The 3096-nt window shown below is 34.8% G+C and carries 4 protein-coding genes; 3 read left to right on the top strand and 1 reads right to left on the bottom strand.

Features of this window, described 5'->3' with window-relative positions:
* From AB8B65_RS16025 to AB8B65_RS16035, 3 genes are all read left to right on the top strand, one after another.
* On the top strand, positions 1–345 hold a 345-nt coding region (locus AB8B65_RS16025; protein ID WP_405302280.1), incomplete at its 5' end, for a class I tRNA ligase family protein.
* Between the two features lie 77 nt (positions 346–422).
* On the top strand, positions 423–1007 hold the full coding sequence (locus AB8B65_RS16030; protein WP_405302281.1) for a hypothetical protein: 585 nt from the start codon (positions 423–425) through the stop codon (positions 1005–1007).
* A 181-nt stretch (positions 1008–1188) separates the two neighbouring features.
* Complete coding sequence (locus AB8B65_RS16035) at positions 1189–1884, top strand: zinc metallopeptidase (RefSeq protein ID WP_405302282.1); 696 nt, start codon at positions 1189–1191, stop codon at positions 1882–1884.
* Between the two features lie 243 nt (positions 1885–2127).
* Here AB8B65_RS16035 and AB8B65_RS16040 read toward each other — a convergent pair whose 3' ends face one another.
* A complete protein-coding gene (locus tag AB8B65_RS16040; protein WP_405302283.1) occupies positions 2128–2598 on the bottom strand; it encodes an Lrp/AsnC ligand binding domain-containing protein in 471 nt (156 codons plus the stop codon).
* Between the last annotated feature and the right edge of the window lie 498 nt (positions 2599–3096).

The raw sequence follows: 3096 nt of genomic DNA on the forward strand, positions 1-3096 counted from the left end.
CAAAAATGCAACAGCAAGGAAATCTTAGAACCATTAACGATTCTAGTTTCACCGTATGCGCCGCATATTGCTGAAGAATTATGGTCACGATTAGGACATGAAGGTTCTATTTCAACAGTGCCATTTCCTGTATTTGAAGAAAAACATTTGGTAGAAAGTTCCAAAGAATATCCAGTATCTTTCAACGGAAAAATGCGCTTCAAAAAAGAATTATCATTAGATTTATCGAAAGAAGAAATTGAAAAAATAATCTTGGAAGACGAACGTACAAAAGCACAATTGGACGGAAGAACTCCTAAAAAAGTAATTGTTGTTCCAGGAAAAATCATTAATATCGTAGGATAGAAACGTAAAAGTTTGGTATAAAAATAGATAGTGAGTAAAAAACTTAGATTCATATCACAAAAATAAATACAGAACATATGAAAAAATTCTTCTTTTTAATCGCACTCATTTGCATGACTACAAATGTCATGGCTCAAAAAAAGCAAGTAAAAGAACGTGCCGGTAAAAACGCTGAAGACAAACGGTTTCCAACAGAATACGCATTCCCAAAGGAATATGTAGGAACCTATGCAGGAAACTTAAGCATTGCTGATGCCGCTGGTGTAAAGCAAAATGTTCCCATGGAGCTTTCCATTCAGCCAACGGAAGATCCAAAAAAGTTTGCATACACGCTATCGTATATTGTTGCCAAGAAAAAAGACGAACGTAAATATACTTTAGTTGTAGTTGATCCTGAAAAAGGATTGTATGATTTAGACGAAAATAACGGAATTGTGTTGCGAGCCAATTACATGCGACAAACACTGTTTAGTACGTTTGAGTTAAATAATAGAATATTACACAGTCGTGTAGAATTTAACAATGATGGACGCGTATTTTTCTCTATTACAGTAACGGAAAAAGGGAAGCCAAGAAAAACGGGCGATGAAAAGTTAGTGGTTACAAGTTATCATACAACGATCATTCAAAAAGCAACTTTACGCAAAGTAGAGCGCGACTAAAAACAAAAACTGACAAAACTTCATATAAAACAAACCTCGTCTATTTGGCGAGGTTTTTGTATTTTTTATCGTAAAGTATAACAAATATGTATTATAATTTCTAGTTTTAAAGGATAATAAGTACCTTTTGAAGTAGTAAAATAGTAATGCTATTTTAGTTAAATAATTTAAATTAGAAAATATGTTTTCAACTGGATATATGCTCTTGGCGGGCGCAATAATGTTGGTAAGTGCGTTTGTCAGTAACAAGCTCAAAAGCAAATTTGCACACTATTCAAAACTACAATTACGAAATGGATTAAGCGGCGCAGAAATCGCCGAAAAAATGCTAGCCGATCATGGAATTAGAGATGTGGAAGTGATACATGTAAAAGGAATGTTGACAGATCATTACAACCCAAGCAATAAAACCGTAAACCTTAGTGAAGGTGTATATAGTCAACGAAATGCAGCGGCTGCGGCTGTAGCGGCGCATGAAGTCGGACATGCCATTCAACATGCAAAAGCGTATAAGTGGTTGCAAATGCGATCAAAATTAGTGCCTGTGGTAAATATATCAGCTAAGTTTTCGCAATATGTGATATACGGAGGAATTGCTATGATGGCAGCACAAACAGCCGGATTAGGTCAAAATGTATTGATTGCAGGACTCATCATGTTTGCTACTGGAACCGCGTTTAGTTTTGTGACACTTCCTGTGGAATATGACGCAAGTAACAGAGCTTTACGTTGGTTAAAAGATAAAAATATGGTGACGCAAGAAGAATTTGCAGGTTCGCAAGATGCACTCAAATGGGCGGCAAGAACGTATGTAGTTGCAGCACTTGGTTCATTGGCTACCTTGCTATATTTTGCGAAATATTTGAATCGAAGTTAACTTAAAAGAAATACAAAATAAAAAAAGCTGTCTGAAAAAAGTCATAATATCGTCAAACCGAACTTGATTCGGTTTCGCATAACAGTTGAGAAATTAGCTTTATGAGATTCTGGATCAAGTCCAGAATAACGGTTTTTGAGATTTTCAGACAGCTTCTTTTTGTCTTTATAAATATAGCATATTGAGCATTATTGAGATTAAAATATATTTTAATTGAAAATACCTAGCGAAGCTATCGAAATGCTATACCTTAATCTGTCGATCAATCTGTTGATTTAAGGAAATAAAAGTTTCTGTTCGTGAAACACCTTTAATCGCTTGTATTTTATGGTTTAAAATATGCATCAAATGCTCGTTGTCTTTACATAAAATCTTAATCAATAACGACCAATTTCCCGTTGTGTAATGACTTTCCATGACTTCTGGAATTTGTTCTAGTTCTTTTACCGCAGAAGGATTTCGCATGGCTTTATCCAAATACACACCGATAAACGCCATCGTTTTATAGCCTAATACTTTCGGATTAATAACAAACTTAGAACCGACAATCAGTTTTGCGTCTTCTAATTTCCGAAGTCGTTGATGCACGGCTGCGCCAGAAATACCAATACTTCGCGCAATGCTTAAAATTGGCGTTCGCGCATCTTTCATTAACGCACGCAGAATCTTTTTATCAATTCCATCAATCTGTATTTGTTCATTAATCACTTTCATAAGTTGGCTATTTGTAAAATGAAAGTCAAAACTACAATTTTTTGTTTAGATTTTAAGTGAGAAATCTGCTATCAAGTAAATTTGATATTTTTTTGATGGAAAGAGTGAAAATTTGAAATTGATGATTGTGCATTGAAGTAGATCTCGATACAATTTTTCTCCATTTCATTTCAAAAAACCACTCGATCTGACGTGTGAGTTTAGTAGATCATCAAAACGTCACTTCGAGTGAATTTGTGAAACAAATTAGTATCGAGAAGTACTATAAAACGTCATTGCGAGAAGTGTACGCCGAAGCAATCTGTTTCTTAACAAACAGATTGCCACACGTTTTTTAAACGTTCGCAAAGACGAATTATAGAGGTTTGAAATTATGAGTTTTCAATAGATCAATAAAACGTCACTTCGAGTGATTTTCGACAGAAAATTGTATCGAGAAGTACTATAAAACGTCATTGCGAGAAGTGTACGCCGAAGCAATCTGTTTCTTAACAAACA

Origin of the sequence: Kordia sp. (assembly GCF_045105435.1) — a bacterium.
In the GTDB taxonomy this organism is placed as follows: domain Bacteria; phylum Bacteroidota; class Bacteroidia; order Flavobacteriales; family Flavobacteriaceae; genus Kordia.